The sequence below is a fragment of the Larkinella ripae genome (assembly GCF_054780775.1).
Genome location: NZ_BAAGVR010000022.1, coordinates 1 through 16,522 on the forward strand (window position 1 = coordinate 1; position 16,522 = coordinate 16,522).

13 protein-coding genes and 2 tRNA genes are annotated in these 16,522 nt (G+C 53.0%); 6 read left to right on the top strand and 9 right to left on the bottom strand.

The window, feature by feature from the left end:
• Positions 1–41 precede the first annotated feature (41 nt).
• The 5 genes from ACYVHX_RS12835 to ACYVHX_RS12855 form a co-directional block, all read right to left on the bottom strand.
• The gene (locus tag ACYVHX_RS12835) at positions 42–188 is read right to left on the bottom strand and encodes a helix-turn-helix domain-containing protein (RefSeq protein WP_460672948.1); all 147 of its coding nucleotides are present in this window, start codon (positions 186–188) and stop codon (positions 42–44) included.
• A gap of 285 nt (positions 189–473) precedes the next feature.
• Positions 474–1,421: a hypothetical protein gene (locus ACYVHX_RS12840; protein WP_460672049.1), complete on the bottom strand. Its 948-nt coding sequence runs from the start codon at positions 1,419–1,421 to the stop codon at positions 474–476.
• A 176-nt stretch (positions 1,422–1,597) separates the two neighbouring features.
• Positions 1,598–1,683, bottom strand: a tRNA-Leu gene (locus tag ACYVHX_RS12845).
• A gap of 44 nt (positions 1,684–1,727) precedes the next feature.
• Positions 1,728–1,803: transfer RNA gene (locus ACYVHX_RS12850), tRNA-Gly, on the bottom strand.
• Between the two features lie 118 nt (positions 1,804–1,921).
• A complete protein-coding gene (locus tag ACYVHX_RS12855; RefSeq protein ID WP_460672050.1) occupies positions 1,922–2,800 on the bottom strand; it encodes a UbiA family prenyltransferase in 879 nt (292 codons plus the stop codon).
• A gap of 114 nt (positions 2,801–2,914) precedes the next feature.
• Here ACYVHX_RS12855 and ACYVHX_RS12860 point away from each other — a divergent pair, with 114 nt between their 5' ends.
• Positions 2,915–4,078 (top strand): type III polyketide synthase, encoded by a 1,164-nt coding sequence (locus ACYVHX_RS12860; protein WP_460672051.1) that lies wholly within the window; start codon positions 2,915–2,917, stop codon positions 4,076–4,078.
• A gap of 61 nt (positions 4,079–4,139) precedes the next feature.
• Here the strand turns inward: ACYVHX_RS12860 and ACYVHX_RS12865 are convergent, their stop codons facing one another.
• Positions 4,140–4,880, bottom strand: coding sequence for a glycosyltransferase family 2 protein (locus ACYVHX_RS12865; RefSeq protein ID WP_460672052.1), 741 nt, complete (start codon positions 4,878–4,880; stop codon positions 4,140–4,142).
• A 190-nt stretch (positions 4,881–5,070) separates the two neighbouring features.
• Between ACYVHX_RS12865 and ACYVHX_RS12870 the strand changes: the two genes are divergently transcribed.
• The 5 genes from ACYVHX_RS12870 (at position 5,071) to ACYVHX_RS12890 (ending at position 12,730) form a co-directional block, all read left to right on the top strand.
• Positions 5,071–6,144, top strand: coding sequence for a TerC/Alx family metal homeostasis membrane protein (locus tag ACYVHX_RS12870; RefSeq protein ID WP_460672053.1), 1,074 nt, complete (start codon positions 5,071–5,073; stop codon positions 6,142–6,144).
• 5 nt (positions 6,145–6,149) lie between these two features.
• Positions 6,150–10,190 (top strand): AAA domain-containing protein, encoded by a 4,041-nt coding sequence (locus tag ACYVHX_RS12875; RefSeq protein ID WP_460672054.1) that lies wholly within the window; start codon positions 6,150–6,152, stop codon positions 10,188–10,190.
• 520 nt (positions 10,191–10,710) lie between these two features.
• Complete coding sequence (locus tag ACYVHX_RS12880; protein ID WP_460672055.1) at positions 10,711–10,974, top strand: DUF2024 family protein; 264 nt, start codon at positions 10,711–10,713, stop codon at positions 10,972–10,974.
• A gap of 54 nt (positions 10,975–11,028) precedes the next feature.
• Complete coding sequence (locus tag ACYVHX_RS12885) at positions 11,029–11,796, top strand: hypothetical protein (protein ID WP_460672056.1); 768 nt, start codon at positions 11,029–11,031, stop codon at positions 11,794–11,796.
• A gap of 331 nt (positions 11,797–12,127) precedes the next feature.
• On the top strand, positions 12,128–12,730 hold the full coding sequence (locus ACYVHX_RS12890) for a MarR family winged helix-turn-helix transcriptional regulator (RefSeq protein ID WP_460672057.1): 603 nt from the start codon (positions 12,128–12,130) through the stop codon (positions 12,728–12,730).
• A gap of 26 nt (positions 12,731–12,756) precedes the next feature.
• Here the strand turns inward: ACYVHX_RS12890 and ACYVHX_RS12895 are convergent, their stop codons facing one another.
• The 3 genes from ACYVHX_RS12895 to ACYVHX_RS12905 all read right to left on the bottom strand — a co-directional run bounded on the left by ACYVHX_RS12895 (position 12,757) and on the right by ACYVHX_RS12905 (position 16,448).
• Positions 12,757–13,296: a hypothetical protein gene (locus tag ACYVHX_RS12895; RefSeq protein ID WP_460672058.1), complete on the bottom strand. Its 540-nt coding sequence runs from the start codon at positions 13,294–13,296 to the stop codon at positions 12,757–12,759.
• A 103-nt stretch (positions 13,297–13,399) separates the two neighbouring features.
• Positions 13,400–14,203, bottom strand: coding sequence for a 3-keto-disaccharide hydrolase (locus tag ACYVHX_RS12900; protein WP_460672059.1), 804 nt, complete (start codon positions 14,201–14,203; stop codon positions 13,400–13,402).
• A gap of 58 nt (positions 14,204–14,261) precedes the next feature.
• Entirely contained in the window at positions 14,262–16,448 is a 2,187-nt protein-coding gene (locus tag ACYVHX_RS12905) for a sensor histidine kinase (RefSeq protein WP_460672060.1), read from the bottom strand.
• Positions 16,449–16,522: the final 74 nt, after the last annotated feature.

A 16,522-nucleotide genomic window follows, 5' to 3' on the forward strand; every position in this document is an offset into this window, starting at 1 on the left:
GCCATGCAATACGACACAACCATTTTGGAAAATCTGTCCAACTAATAAGGGGCTAAGACAACGGCCCTTTGGGTGTAGTAGATCTTATGGCCGATCTGACTAAATTCGATCAAGCCCTCATCGCGCCAGTTCTGAAGAGATCGTTTGCTCACGCTGAGCAGCTTGCATAAGTCTTCGTTGCCATAAATGCGTTAGTCACCGCAGGGGGTGTTTCGTGTGGCCTCCCGAATTAGAGTTTCCAGGTTCTTAACTAAGCCGTCCAGTTCGGGCTTAGTCAATACTTCGATATTCATATTTGTTTGATTTAATTCGCACAGCTTCGTGCTGTAGAATGGTTCAAACTTATTGGAAACAGGGAGTCAGGATTGTGAGTAGGATTTCTACGTAGAATGTTGGTAGGAAAAGAAAAAGGCCAAATGGGGTTTCCAAATGGCCTTGAATAGATTTTAGACTATGGATTACTTACAGATTTTTTAATTTTTATTCGGAGTGGTAGGATTACCATCACCAAGTTTTTTAGGCATACACCCCCTTAAAGTTGTCACAATCGAGTTGACGCGATCTAATCGGTTTTCATCTTCAGGATCCTTCGCGCGCTGGAGCTGATCTATTGTTAAATCAGACTTTGGTGTTCGAAACGAACTAACGGTTGCTTCCCACCTGTCCTTATCCACAATAAAACCAACTTTAATCAACTCTCTAATCAGGTGACGTAATAAATAAAGATGACTCGTCCAAACTATCTTTTCATTAAAAAATCCCAAAAATATATTCTTAAAATTGGTCTCCTTAGACTCTTTATCTATTAAATTTTTCTTAATAAGGGCATGATATAACTCCACTGCGAAATCTGATCTAATTAATGATTCTAATTTAAAAGTGATCTTTCGTACACTATCAGAATCCTCCATTTCAATATCATCATTGCTTAGTTGTGGGTTTTCATTCTTAACATACAGAAAAGAAATGGATGGACGATAGGTCAGTCTTAAATGGCAAAAAATTCGTTCAAGTGAACTAAGTAATGATTTTTTATAGCTGAATGGTGAGCTCCGAGTCCTATTAATTAAATCAAACAAGTACGCCAATAATAGTGGCATTTGAATTATACAATCTTCTTCAGAAAATAACTTTTGAAATTCCTCGTCAATACGTTCAATAGTTTTTGCTTCAACCTGCTTTGCTTCTTCACGAACATAGATGTCTAGAGAAAACACATGCCCTAACTCATCTTCGCCGTATTTATGACCTCTTAGCTTAACAAGAATGGTATGCTTTTCGAAGTCGTACTCTGGCTGATCTTCTTCAGAATCAAAGTAATTGGTAGAATCAAAAAGATAGTTAGATATATAATTATCGCGCCCTTCGTTAGTAAGCAAATATTCATAAAAATGAAAAAATGAGGGCCAATATGAAGTCATAAGAAGTTAGCTTTTTAAGCAAGTTTAGCTACTCCACAGAGGATTGTCAAGCTGAAAAGGGGCTAAAAAATTACAGCTAAATAAACAAACTCCTAAATTGTTTCAGTACTGTTACAGTAAGAAAACAAAATACCTTGCAAGTTACTGAATATCAGACCTTTGCAAGGTATTATTTGTACCGGGAACGGGAATCGAACCCGTACGGACATTACTGCCCACAGGATTTTAAGTCCTGCGCGTCTACCTATTCCGCCATCCCGGCGCGGTGGGACCGCATTCTACAAAAAAAGCACCACAAGGGTGCTTTGGAGCGAAAGACGGGGTTCGAACCCGCGACCTCGACCTTGGCAAGGTCGCGCTCTACCAGCTGAGCTACTTTCGCGTTTTACGCCATTGCCCTGGCGTTTTGTGGATGCAAATATAAGGGCTCTGTGCCGTTTGGCAAGTACTTTCCTGAAAAAAATTTGCCACCAGCCTCCATAAATACGGTTCAGTTCTGATTATGAATCGGTTAAAATCAGCAAAAAAAGAAAGAAAACATTCAGCCCCGTGCCCGACAGCAGCGTCATCGTCATGGCCGACCGAAAAGTAGCCTCCCCCTTATCCTGATGCACCCGGCGGTACCAAAGCCCAAAATAAACCACCCCCGGTGCCAAACAACCCGGTAACAGCCAGAAAACCGGCTGCCCGTCGAAATACCAATAAAACCCGATCAGCGAAAGCACAAACCAGATCATGGCGTTCAGGAACGTTCCGCGTATTCCCAGCAAACGGCTCATCGTCAGGTCACCCCGGCGGCCGTCTTCCTCGTGCTGGTAAATCTGGGTAATTGGGTAAACCGCCAGCAGGTTCAGCGTGCAAAGCAGGGCCGCCAGCAACAGGCGGTTTTTGGTCAGGTCCAGAATTGGCAACTGGTCAAGCGCCTGTAGAGTCATCAGAAACGTAAAACCGCCCTGAAACAGGCCAATCACCAACCAGCTCAAAACCGGGTATTTTTTTAAACGAATGGCCGGGTGGCTGTAGGCCTTGGAAATAAAACCGTAAATCAGCAGGTAGCCAACAAAGGGCCAGCCGATCCAGAAGCCGATCAGGATTGCCAGCCCATCCAACGCCCAGGCTACGTAAAAAAGCGTTTTATCAACCGGCGGGGGCGCTTCCAGAATGCCAATGCTGCCTTCGTCCTTGTCAAAATAGCTGTTGTAGGCATTGCTGGCCGGGTAGAGCAACAGGTGAATAACCGCCCAGATAACCGCAACCCGCCCCCACGCCAGCGTTCCCAGACGGAGCGCCGACGACTGCGACAGGGCAAACAAAAAAACCGGCAGCAGAAAAAACGAAAACGGCACCCGCAAATGGAGCCAGACGGTCCGAAAGGTCATACCAGGGAAGTTAAAATTGATTTCATCATCGGAAGTCTAACATAAAAACGAAGCGTTGGTTATAGGAGTGGATTGAGACGGACCGGTTTGCGCCGGGATAAGGAACTGGACTACATGGATAGCTACATTACCGCCATTGGCACGGCCGTACCGTCGTACGGTTTTTCGCAGTTGCAAATTGCTTCATTTATGGCGGAAGCCCTCCGGTTCGACGAACGAAATCGGCGCAAGTTGCAGGCGCTCTACCGCCTGACCCGCATCGACCGGCGGCATTCGGTCCTGCCCGACTACGGCGCGTCGGCGGGTCAATATACATTTTTTCCGAACACGCCTGATCTTGAACCGTTTCCAACCGTTGGGCAACGCATGGTACGGTACCGGGCGGAAGCCCTGCCGCTGGCACTGGCGGCTGTTCAGGATTTGGCCAGCCACCGAAAACCGGCGGTTCAGCCCACCCACCTGATTACGGTGAGCTGTACGGGCATGTACGCGCCGGGGCTGGACATCGACCTGATCGAAGCCCTGCAACTGCCGACAACCATTCACCGCACAGCCATTAATTTTATGGGGTGTTACGGCGCTTTTAACGCCTTGAAAACCGCCGACGCTTTTGTCCGGGCCGATCCGGCGGCCTGTGTGCTGATCGTCTGCCTGGAGCTTTGTACCCTTCATTTTCAGAAAAAACCCGACGAAGACCAGCTGCTGTCCAATGCCCTGTTTGCCGACGGCGCTGCGGCTGTGCTGGTCGAAGCCCAACCCGATCGCCAAAAACCGCTCCCTGCCTTCCGAATGCGGACGTTTTTCTGCGACCTCTTACCCGACGGCAAAAAGGACATGGGCTGGATCATCAACGACCACGGTTTTGAAATGACGCTGACGTCGGAAGTCCCCACGGTGATTCAGCAGGGCATCGGCAAAGCCCTTTCCCGACTGCTGGAACACAGCGGTCTGGCCATCGAAGCCATCACGTACTACGCCATGCACCCCGGCGGACGCAAAATTCTGGAGGTGATTGAGCAGCAGCTGGGCATCGATCCCCACGAAAACCGCTTTGCCTACGACGTGTTGCGGCAATACGGAAATATGTCGTCGGCCACGGTTTTGTTTGTCCTGAAAGAAATTCAAAACCACCTGCGGACGGATTCCGGAGCGGGGAACATTCTGAGTTGCGCCTTCGGGCCGGGACTCACCCTGGAGTCGATGATTCTGGAGATTGTTCGTCCGGAACCCGGATTACACCGATTACAGGATTCACTAGGATTAGCTGCCGCAATCTAATTTTTTACATCCCAGTGAATCCCTGAATCTGCGGAATCCAGGTTCCGGACCCTTCAACTGTTCAAGACAACACCTTCCACCGCCAAATACCCCAGCGGTGCAGCCGGTAGCGGATCGAGACGCCCAGCACGCCCAAACCGTAAATGCTGCTGCGCCGGAAATTGATGGAGGAGGCTTCTTTGAAGTATTTCGTTGGGCAGGTCACTTCGGCAATGTCGTAGCCCTTCTGAAAAATCTGGGCAATCATCTCATTGTCAAAAATAAAATCGTCGGAATTGTGCGTAAAATCCAGGTTCCGCAGCACCTCGCCCGAAAACGCCCGGTAGCCCGTATGGTATTCCGATAGTTTCTGGTTCATCAGAAAATTCTGCGTCAGCGTCAGAAACCGGTTGGCGACGTATTTATAGAGCGGCATGCCCCCTTTCAGCGCGCCTTTGCCCAGAATCCGGGAGCCAAACACCACCGGATACAATTCATTCCCGATCAGGCTGACCATCGCCACAATCAGTTTCGGCGTATACTGATAATCCGGGTGGAGCATCACCACAATGTCGGCCTTCAATTCCAGCGCCTTCCGGTAACAGGATTTCTGGTTACCGCCGTACCCTTTATTTTTTTCGTGACAGATAACATGTCGGATCCCCAGCCGGTTAGCTTCGTCAACGGTATTGTCCGGACTGGCGTCATCAACCAAAATAACCTCATCGACAATATCGAACGGTATTTCGAGGTACGTGCGTTCCAGGGTCAGGGCGGCCCGGTAAGCGGGTAACACAATTACAACTTTCTTATTCTGGTACATATTTGCAAAAATAAGGAATCAACCGAAATCATAACCTGTTACTGATTAGCAGTATATTGCAGTCTGGTTCACAAACGATTTTGTTTGGTCCTACAACTATCTGATCGTCTGGCGAAATTTGTGCCAAACCCAACTCAGGTGGTTGCGATTAAATCATCCTATCACGCAAATTTTAGTTGTTTTTCGACTCATGAGTTACGAAACCATATTTTTTACCTGTTTTTCGATCTTCGTTCTGCTGGTGATGGCCTTTGATCTGGGCGCGTTTACCAAGCAGAAAAGCCATATCGTCAGTTTTAAGGAGGCCGGCACCTGGAGTGCCGTCTGGGTGGCCCTGTCGGTTGCGTTTTACTTTTTCATCAAAAATTTCGGCTACCTCGTCCACGGCATCACCGACATGGCGCGGCTGGAAGAAATCCGCAGCCGCTACGCCGACCACCTTACGCTGATTCCCGGAAATTTTGAGGCCAGTCTCGCCATCTTCCAGAACAACATGGCGCTGGAATACATCACCGGCTATTTGGTCGAATATTCGCTGTCGGCCGACAACATCTTCGTGTTCATCATGATTTTCGCGTCCTTCGGCGTGCGCCAGAAATTCTACAAGAAAATTCTGGTCTGGGGTATTCTGGGGGCCATCATCCTGCGGTTTGTTTTCATCTTCGTGGGTTCGGCGCTTTTGCAGCGCTTCGACTGGATCATCTACATCTTCGGCGCGTTTCTGGTCTACACCGGCGTCAAGCTGTTTTTTGAGAAGGAAGAAGACCAGCAGATGGAACCGAAAAACCACCCCGTGGTGAAGCTCTCGGCCAAGTACCTGAACGTCTACCGCCGGAACGTGATCGACCACTTTTTCGTCCGCCGGAAAACCGACCGCAAGCTGTTTGTCACCCCGCTGTTCATCGTCGTTATCGTCGTTGCCTTCACCGATCTGGTGTTTGCCGTCGACTCGATTCCGGCCATTTTCTCGATCACCAAAGACCCGTACATCGTCTTTTTCTCGAACGTTTTCGCCATCATGGGGTTGCGGTCGATGTTCTTTTTCCTGTCGAGCATCATGAACCAGTTCCGGTTCCTGAAAACCGGGTTGGCGGTTTTGCTGACGTTCATCGGTTTGAAAATGATCTTCCACAGCTGGCTGGAATCCGTTGGTTTTGAGACGGTTTACTCGCTCTATGTCATTCTGACCATTCTGGGCGTTAGTATTGTGGCGTCCTGGCTGATTCCGGAAAAGAAGAAGCAACCCGAAGAAGTGCAGGTTTAACAACGATGCAATTAGCCCAATCCGTTCTTAAAGCTTACCTCAAACGCCTGACCAACCTCAGCAGCCGCAACCGTTCGCTGCTGCTGACGAGTCTGCCCGCCGAGCAGTTTCTGGATCTGCACGAGACGGATTTTCTGGACAACAAACCGTCGTTCGAACTGGTCCGGCAGCTGATCGCCCGGCGGCCGGCCATTCCGCTCTGCGATGTGCTCGACCCCCGGCTGGAAAAAGGCAACGAAGTCAGTAAAAAGCTGCGGAAAATTGCCCGAACCGACCGGTTTATCGAAGCCGAACGGGGTTCGGAAGATTTGTACGTGGGCTATCCGTTCGTACGGGGCAAACTCGCCGACGGCACGGTGATTCACGGCCCGTTGGCCTTCTTCCCGGTTCACCTCGAACAACAGGGCAACAAATGGCTGCTGGTGCGTCGGCCCGACGAGTCCATCACGCTCAACCGCAGCTTCCTGATGGCCTATGCTTACTACAACCAGTACATCCTGCCCGATACGGTTTTGGAACATACGCTGGACGAGTACGACAGGGATGCTACGGTTTTTCGCACCCAGCTTTACGAATGGCTGAAAGCCAGCCCGTTAGAGATCAACTTCAACCAGGAGCTTTTCACGGATCAGCTGAAGGGATTCAACATCCTGAAGAAAACCGACCTCGACAATCTCGAACGCACCGGCGAACTCAAACTGTATCCCGAAGCGGTGCTGGGCATTTTCCCCCAAGCCGGTTCGTACCTGGTGCCGGATTATGAAACATTGTTGGAAGGAGAGGAAGGATGGCAAGGAGAAAAGGACGAAACGGTTTACTCTCCCCTTTCTTCCGTTCTTCCTTTCGTCCCTCCTCCGCTCCCGCCCATTCGCGAAGAAAATCTCCATACGCCCCTCGCCATTGATGCGTCGCAGGAGGAAGCGATTCGGCGCATCAAAACCGGGCAGTCGATGGTGGTGCAGGGGCCGCCGGGCACCGGAAAATCGCAGTTGATTGGCAACCTGATGGCCGATTTTGCCGCGCAGGGCAAGCGGGTTTTGCTGGTTTGCCAGAAACGGGCGGCTCTGGACGTGGTCTACGAGCGGCTGCGGCAGGTCGGCATGCAGCCTTTTTCGGCCTTGATTCACGATTTCAAAAACGACCGCAAAGCGCTGTACGACCAGCTCGCCGGACAAATCGAGCGCGTCGAAGACTACCGGAAGCAGAACTACGGTCTGGATGCCATTTTGCTCGAACGCCATTTTGATCAGGAAAGCCGCCGGATCGACCAGACACTGACCGAGTTACAAGCCTTCAAAGACGCGCTGTTTGACGAAACCGAAGCGGGCGTGTCGGTCAAGCAGTTGTATTTGACCAGCGATCCAACGGCAGCCACGATTCCCATCGACGATTTATACACCCAGTTTCGGCCCGATTCCGTCGGCGGTTTTAAGGAGAAACTTCGGGAATACGGCGCGTACCTTGATCGGCTGGGTCCTGACCATCCGTGGGCCGACCGGCTTTCGTTTGCCCAGTTTTCGTTTAGCCAGGTTCCCGCGCTCCGGAAAATACTGAATGAGCTGCCGGTTTTTGTGGAATCCGTAACGAAACCGGCGCAGGCGCTGACCAGCCGCCGGTTTTCGCTGGCCGACTGGCAAACCGTGCAGGAAGACGAATGGGAAACCAACGCTTTGCTCACCTTTCTGGACGCCGAGCCGTCGGCGTCGCGCTGGCGGTGGATTCGGCGGTTGCAGCAACAAGCGCAGCACCCGCTTTTGACGGCCGCGCCGGAAGAACTGGAACGAATGGAACACGAACTGAGCGACTGCCTGGGCGGCAACGGCATTGAAAAAAGCCGGTCGGTCAGCGATTTGCCCAACACGGCCCAGCGCTTGCAGGAGGCCATCCAAAGCCGGTCGTCGTTGGTCGGGCGGACGGTCTGGGGCTTGTTCAGCAAAGACAAAACCGGTTTGCAGCAACTCGCAGCCGCCAACGGCCTGCCGCTTTCGGACGAAACCCTGCCGGTTTTGCTGGAAAAAGTGCAGCGCCGGATTCGGTTTGAACTGCTCCGGCAGCAGATTGAGCGAACGATTCAGCAGGAGGTTTCGGCCGACAATGCGCAGCAGACCATCCGGCTGACCCGGCAGGCGCTCGACGCCGTTCGCCGGTTGAACGGTATTTCGTGGCTGGCTCCATGGTCCGAGGCCCGGTTCGAAACCGTCGAAAGTTTCTCAAAAACCGCCCGGCAATTGCTGGAAACCGGCCGTCAGGTAGCCACGCAACGGACTCAATGGCAGTCGTTTCTGAGTGAAACGCAGATCCGGCGGCTGTGGCACGACCCGGCCCAAACCGCCCCGCTGATTCAATCGCTGGAACAGGATGTGGATTTGATGATCGAAGCCGATCGCCTGAAAGAAGGATTTACGGTTTCGGAACGGGATATAGTGCAGCGGTTGGGCGAGCCCCTGTCCGTCGAGCGGTTTTTGAACAGCCTGCACCTGGCCTGGATCGAACACCTCGAAACCCAGAACCCGATCTTGCGGGGCGTTTCTTCCCTAAAAATCAACCAGTTAGAAACCACGCTCCAGGAAAGTGTTCAGAAAAAACAGACGTTGAGCCGCCAGATTCTGCTGGTTAAACTGCGCGAACGGACGTACCAGAACCTGGCGTTCAACCGCCTGAACAACCTCGTTACGTACCGCGACCTGAACCATCAGGCCACCAAAAAACGCAACATCTGGCCGGTTCGGAAGTTGGTGGAACAGTTTTCGGACGAAGTCTTTCAACTGATACCGTGCTGGATGGCGTCGCCGGAATCCGTGTCGGCCATTTTTCCGATGAAACCGGATTTGTTCGATCTGGTGATTTTCGACGAAGCCTCGCAGTGTTTTGCCGAGAACGGCATTCCCGCCATTTACCGCGCCAAACAGGTGGTTATTACCGGCGACAGCAAGCAGTTGCAGCCGAGCGACCTGTACCGCATCCGGTTTGAAACCGCCCCGAACGACGAAACGCCCGTGGAACTGGAAGTGGAATCGCTGCTCGATCTGGCGACGCATTATTTTCCGCAGACGCAGTTGCGGGGCCACTACCGCAGCCGTTCCATTGACCTGATTGATTTCTCAAACCGGCTTTTTTACAAGAATTCGCTTTACCTTCTCCCCGACTTCCACCAGCTCAACCGCCGGGAACCCGCCATCCGGTATCTGAATGTCAAAGGAACCTGGGAAAACAACACCAACGAAACCGAAGCCCGCGCCGTGGTCGAACTGATCGATCAACTCACAGACGAGCTGCCGGGCCGATCCATTGGCGTGGTGACGTTCAATTTTCAGCAACAGCAACTGATTCAGGAATTGCTGGAAGAACGCACGCTGGCCGAGCTTGCTACGACGGATTTAAAATCTGCGACCGATATAACGGCAGATTACAACGGCGTGGCCCGCCAATCCGCAGCCGCGTCCACCGAAGCCACCTTTGTCAAAAACATCGAAAACGTGCAGGGTGACGAACGTGATGTGATCATTTTCTCCATTGGGTACGCACCCGACGCGCGCGGACGGTTGTCGGCTCAGTTCGGGAGTCTGAATGCCAAAGGGGGCGAAAACCGGCTGAATGTGGCCGTAACCCGCGCCCGCGAACGGGTCTACGTGGTGACGAGCATTTACCCGCAGCAGCTTTCGGTCGAAAATACCGCCAACGAAGGTCCGAAAGCGCTGAAGCAATACCTCGACTACGCGTTGTCGGTGGCCGAGGGTGCCTACACGCCACAAGTCCGAAAAACCGACCGGGTGCCGGGCGCCCGGCTGTTGAAAGACGAACTGAAGGACGCCAAAACCGGGCGGGTGGAAGAGTTGCCGTTTGCCGACCTGACCCTGAAAACCGCCGAACAGTACACCGGCCTGCTGCTGACCGACGACGATCTGTATTTCGAAAGCAGCGCGAAAGATGCCCATGCCTACACGCCCTTTGCGCTTCGGCTCAAGAACTGGCCCTTTCAGCGGGTGTACAGCCGCGAGCATTGGCGGGGCCGAATTACGGTTTTGCCGGATTCAACAGCGGAGTAAGTCAAATCCAGCGGTGCCGGCCGCCGAATCCGTTCCCGGAACTTGTCCAGATTGCTGCGGATCTGCTCTTCACTGCTTTGCTCCTTTGTGACCATACTGGCCCTGCGGTGAGCGTATTCTTATTCGCCCGCCCGAAGGGACCGGGCTTCCTTTCGAGCGCCCGTTGACTGGCGGGAAATCAGAAAATACCGGGATTCGCAGCGCACAGCCTCATCCATACCACCCGGATTTCGGGTGATGGCCCATTCCTGAGCGTCTTGCGACTGGACTTCGCTGCGTTGCCCGAAGCGAAAATTCCGGCGGGAAGCAAGGCATTAAGATTGATTATCAATCGGATAGAAGTGCCTGATCGATTTCATCAATGAGCGATTGATAAAGAATATAAGAGCACAGTCATTATAGTTAGGATTCCTAACTATATTTGTGACGTACTTAAACGCTTCAGAAGATGAACAGACATCAACTGTATCCGCTCCATCTACCCGCACGAATTTCAACCACTAAAAATTAACTGTCAACCATGCACGTTTCCGTTTATGATACCTATGTGACCCGGACCGACGGGTCGGTGATGCACTTCGATATTCTGGTGCCGTCCACGCTAACCAGCGAAGCCACCATTCACCAGTATGGCCAGACCTACCTCACGACAAAAGGCCAGGCGGGGCAGCCGCTAACGGCCAGGGAATGCCGATTCTGCCACATCGAGCAGGCAACCGAAGCGATTCAGTCGAGCATTGCCGAACACGGTTTTTACATCATCGAGATGCAAGGCTGCCACTAAACGGGCCTGATGCCCCCTTTTATCCCCTCACACAGTAAAACCGATCATCCAATTATGAACCTTTCATTCCTTCCACTCCTGCCTACGCTGATCCTTTCGTCGGGTCTGGCACTGGCCCAAGCCGACCAGCCGGGTGCGGCTTACAACAACGACGATTTCAAGATTACCGCAACCCAGGCCGTCTATCAGTCGGACCTGGATATGGTGGTCATGAGCATGCAGGTCCGTGGTCAGGCGGGGCGCACCACACCAAAACCGGCCGGCGGCACCCACGGAGCGCCCGTGCTGGCGTACGTTTTTCCGACCACGCTCAAGCCGCAGGATGTGGGTTTCTCGCCCACCGAGGGCATAGTGGCGCTGGCGCTCACTTCGCATCCGGATATGGACGACACCCCGCTCTGGGACGAAAACAACGATGGTAATTTTGACAACGACGGGCTGGTCTGGCATCCCCATTGGGTCGTTCTTCAGGAAGACAAGCGAGTACCCGGTGGCCTGAGTGTCAAAGCCTTTCGCCGGGAAAACCAGTCGGTGGTGCTGCCCAAAACGGCACCGGGCGTCCCCCTCTATTTCGATTCACCGGGCTACGGGGTGGTTACCGCCGGCCAAACCATTCGGGTAGCCATTCCGGCCTACCGAATCAAGCACCAGACCACTTTCCGGTTCGATGCCGTCACCTGTTACCTGCAAATGCATCATGCGTCGCACGGAGCCAGCGAAACCCACCATGGTGCAGCCGAAAAACCCATGCTGGGCGTCTACACCGTCTACGGCGTCTTATCGGGTAAGCTGTCGTTGCCCTTTACCGTGGTCAAAAAATAAGCCGGTTTTGCCCGCATCAGTCGTCACAGAACGGCTGATGCGGTTTTCAAAATGACATGTCGTTTTGGTTCATCCATCCCATGCGCCGGGATTCGGTTCCCGCTCGTTGAAGTCCTAGCTGCCCCCGCTGGACCCAAACCGGTCATACGCGAAAGTCCACTATTTTACCGAACTTCACGAATTCATTACCCTGAATGCGCTGGTCGTTACTTTTGCTCCAAGGGCCGTTCTCCCAACCGCTGCGCAGCTCCCTGGTTCGGGCTGAGCAGGGACCCGGTTTTCGTCCCGTGGGGAGAACCACGCGTTTTCTGGTTAAACCCGTGATTGTTGAATGAAGGATTCCGTCTTTAACTTAAACCAGCAAAACAGCTCGGTCGATGCCAAGATTGTTGCGGGACTGGAGCGGATTGGTGAGGTGTTCCGCGTGCTGCTCTGGCAACAGAGCCGCCAAACCGGTTTAAGCCCGATTCAAATTCAATTGCTTCTCTTTCTGGCCGCGCACGACGCAACCAAGTGTAAAATCGGGTATCTGGCCGCGGAGTTTAACCTAACCAAACCGACCATCAGCGATGCCGTCAAAATCCTGGCCCAGAAAGACCTGGTGGAACGCATAACCGATCCGCTTGACAGCCGGAGCCACAGCCTGCGGTTAACCCCGTCGGGCCATCGAATCGTCGATCAGACCGGAAATTTCGCCAACATCCTGAGCCAGCTGGTCGGCCCGTTGGAAGCCGGGCAAAAGACGGCGCTTTATGAAAGTTTATTTACGCTGATCGATCAGCTTCACCAGCGCGGACTGATCACGGTTCAACGCATGTGCAAGACCTGTCTGCACTATCAGTACAATGGGCGGATTCATTACTGCGGACTCCTGCAAATTCCCCTGGAAGTGGACCTGCTCCGGTTGGACTGCCCCGAACACACCCCCTTATAAACCCATACGGCTTTTAAGACATACCGTTACAAATAGCGAAACTCCCCGCTCAGCAGCGGAATTTGCACCCGCATCTGGTGTTCGTTCTGCTGCATCAAAACCGGTCGGCTGGTAAGCTGACCATAGCGTTGCCGGATACCGGCCAGACCCGCCCGAATGTCTTCATCCGGGTGAACGGTTTTGGAGGATTGCCGCCCGCTCCAGGTGCAGATGAATGACAAATACGGACCACCAGTGGCCATACAGGCCGCTTTCCCGCCTTCTTCCCCGTTCTGTTCTCCCGGCCAGATCCGAACCTCAATTGCCGACTCCAGAACGGCTACCCGGTTTTGGCGTAAAACGTTTTCAAATAGAGTTTGGAGGGTAAAGGGAAAAAGCCAATACCCGTTACGTTCAACCTCAGTGGGCAGGTGAACGGACCAGGATTGGGAACAGAGTAACTCGGTCAGAAAGATAAAGGACTGGGTATAAGCAATTTCTTCCCGAAGGTCGACCGGTTCATCCCGTCGATGTTCAGCCGGATAGGTCCTGATCCGGTTTAGGTGCCGACGGTAAGCCTGTGCCACCGCAGGATCGGGACGGAAAACAGAGAAACACGGTTTCATCGGCAAACCAAGATGTCAGTAGCTGGTACTCATCACGCCCAGGACCCGGAGTTGGTTGTTCGGACTAGATTTTTTTGTAAAGAATATTGCGGTATTGGACGATGAAGGGTGGGCCAGCGTGCATCTGAAACCCGAGCAATCCTTCGGGCACAAAGTTTTTCGTATCTTCATCAATGCACACGCTCATGAGCTGATTGTTAATGATGTGGATCATGATGGGCCCCCGGGCAATAATGTGGTAGGAATTCCACCCGTTAACATTAACCACGCCCCGTAGCATGGCCGGATCAGCAATCTTGGCCACGGCTTTAAAGGCGGGTCCGTTCACCGCCCGCGTCACTTCACCCCGTCTGGCTAAGACCACATGGCCGGTTCTTCCCCTTTCTTCGTGCACATTGCCGGTAAACAGATTGGTGAAATCCAGATCGGCCTGATAGCCTTTAAGAATCCATTTTCCAACCTCAGGCAGCTCGGTGCTACGATACTGCATTCCACTGTTGGTTCCGTTTATTTTAAAATCAAATTTTATTTCAAAGTCTTTTACTTTGCCTCCGCGCCAGATCAGAAAATTATTTTCCTTCACCACTTTTTCCGGGGTAGTTTCGCCAATGAGTAGGCCATTCTCGGCGCGCCAGAATTTGGTATCCCCATCCCACCCATTCAACGTCTTGCCGTCAAAAATAGGGACGAACCCTACGCTGTCATCCTTTGTTGCAGCCGGGAATAACCGGCCGATTCCACTTCCGGCTGCAGGTCTGGGAACGGTTTGGGCATCAACGGCAAAACCGCTTCCTACCATGAAGAGTAGCAAGCCCGCTTTCAATGGGGAAAGACACCGGCGGTTTGTCCAGGTTTTTATGATTTTCATTTTGTCTAAAGTGGTTTTGTTTCTCTTTTTAAAGCACTCGTTGAACGAATTGTACTGATCAGCTAAGGGGTAATTGAATCGTTACCAGGGTTCCTTCCCCTTCCCGGGTTTCTATCGCCAGACTGCCGCCATACCCCTGGGTGATGATGTCGTAGCTGAGCGATAAACCCAGACCGGTTCCTTCGCCCGTGGGTTTGGTGGTAAAGAACGGCTGAAAGATCTTCTGCAGCACACTGTCGGGAATTCCCGTGCCGTTGTCTTTGACCCGGATCTCGACCACCCGGCCCCCCAATTTCTCCTGTCGGCTGGTGCTCACCGTAACCGCAGGCTGGTAGCTGGCCGGAGCCGTTTTGTGCTTCTGCTGCACGGCATAGAAAGCGTTGTTATACAAGTTCAACAGCACCCGGCCCATGTCCTGGGGCGCCAGATGGACGTTGCCCAGAGCAGCGTCAAACTCGGTGATTAACTGAACGTTAAAGTCTTTATTTTTAGCCCGTTGACCGTGGTAAGCCAGTTTGAGATATTCTTGGGCCAGGGCGTTGAGATCGGTCGGCTGGCGTTCGCCCGTGCTGGTGCGGCTGTGCTCGAGCATGGCTTTGACGATGCGGTCGGCCCGCTGCCCGTGATGATGGATTTTTTCCAGGTTGGTGCTCAAATCCCCCGCAATGGCCAGTACATCTACCAGACGTCCGGCAGCCGCTTCTTCTTTAAGCTCCTCGAGGAGTTCCCCGCTCAGCTCGGAGAAGTTCGTGACGAAGTTCAGCGGGTTTTGAATCTCATGGGCGATGCCCGCCGTCAGTTCCCCTAAACTGGCCAGTTTTTCTTTCTGAATCAGTTGCGCCTGTGTTGCTTTCAACTCGTTCAGGGACTGGCTGAGTTGAGCCGTGCGGCTGCTGACCTGCTGTTCAAGAGTCTCCTTCTGGGTCGTTAACAGGTGTTGCTTCTCCTGCTGCTGAGCCAGCGTCTGAGCCGACAGGGCTTCGACCTGCAACAGCTTTTCGGCCAGGGTGTGATTGGTTTGCGCAAACCGCCGGGCCAGAAACAGGGTGACACTGACCGGGGAACTGAGCGTACTCAGGTTATAAAACACATGCAGCAGGATGTGTTTGGTATAGGGACTTACCGGTAAGAGCGGAACGGACAGATAGGCCATCAGAAAGACAATGAAACCCATCGCCCCCGCCGTCAGAATCCAGTATTCAGGGCCCCGTTTTCGGGCGGCCAGCAACAGCAACCGGGTTGACTGCACATCGGTCAGCAGGAGGGCCAAGAGAATACTCAGCCCATCGGGCATTTTGACCTGAAGGGTGAACAACACAACATACCCACTAAAGACCACCAGGGCGGTGTAAAACAAAACGCCGATGCGTTTCTCAAATATGGTATAAACCGCTCCCAGAAAGGCCAGATGCGTCGCAAAGAACAGCACCAGTTGCCCAACGGCGGCCTGCATTCGCAGCGGCACACGGTGCACAAACTGGTAGATAAGCGGCTGATTCAGATAGGCCCAGGCGCCAAACAGGCAGTAGAGGCCAAACCAGGCATTCACTTTTTGGGCGGGATACCATTTGTAAAACAGCAGATGCAGCAGGGCCAGAATCAGAAACAACCCCCCTTTGAAGAAGTCCAAAAACGTAACGTCAAAATTCCCCACGCTGTCGAGCCGATCCTGGTTCCGCTGATCGGCCTGGTGGAGCTTGATGAGCAAAAAGGGAATGGGCTGGCCCCAAAATTTCAGGTACGGAATCGCCGGTTGTCGGGCGAAGCGTACGGCCAGCACCTGGCGGGGCTGAGCATCCAGCTGGAAGTGGGTGGCTTGCCAAAGCGCCTGATCCGCCCCGGATGGGTTGTAGGCTTCGACCTGGGCCGGATTGGCGCTCACCCGGCCAAACTGACCGATGAGCCGTCCGTTCAGGTAGATCTGGGAAGCTACCTGCTGGTCAACGAGCATACTGATCACCCGACGGGTCAGGGCCGAATCGATCTGAAGATGAAGCCGCAACCAGCCAATGGGAGTTTGCTGGATTTGTGGCAATTCGGTGATGTTCTGGCTGGGGTCAATCGCCGGCCAGTGCCGATCATCGACATTTGCCCTGGCCCAATCCGGATTATCACCCGGTTGCCACTGCCATCCGTGATTGAGGACAATCCCTTCCGGAGGTAAGCGGTCGATACGAACGGGAGCCTGGCTCAAAACCCTCCCCCCGGTCAGGAAGAGCAGAGCGAGAAGGGGCAGAAACTTCATGAGCAAGCAACGAAAGAGTCAGGGCAGGGATGCGGTCACCAAGAAAAGGTTGCTTAATATACGTAAGCCCGATC